A 347-nucleotide genomic window follows, 5' to 3' on the forward strand; every position below is an offset into this window, starting at 1 on the left:
GCACGCTGACCATCACCGGGTTCAACGCGGCGACCGGTGTCGTGAGCTACAGCTACACCCTGAATGACAACGAAGGGCACCCGACGGCCAACGGTGCCAACACCCTGCCCGAGCAGTTCGCCGTGACAGTGGTCGACGACAACGGCACCACCGCCACCGGTTCACTCGACGTCAACATCGTCGACGACCTGCCGGAGGGCGTGGACGACAACCATGCTTCGACAGCCTCGGAAACCCTGCTGACCCTCAGCGGCAATGTGTTGAGCAACGATGTGCAAGGCGCTGACCGCGTAACGCTCGGGGAAAACGCCGGGCCGATCACCCCCGGGACCTTCACCGGGACCTAC

General features: G+C 64.3%; 1 protein-coding gene. It reads left to right on the plus strand.

What is annotated here, in order from left to right; all coding sequences use genetic code 11:
- The coding region (locus KW849_RS31045; protein WP_218433905.1) for a hypothetical protein at positions 1–347 on the plus strand (347 nt) is incomplete at both ends.

The sequence above is a fragment of the Pseudomonas sp. PDM26 genome (genome assembly GCF_019219185.1).
GTDB lineage: Bacteria > Pseudomonadota > Gammaproteobacteria > Pseudomonadales > Pseudomonadaceae > Aquipseudomonas.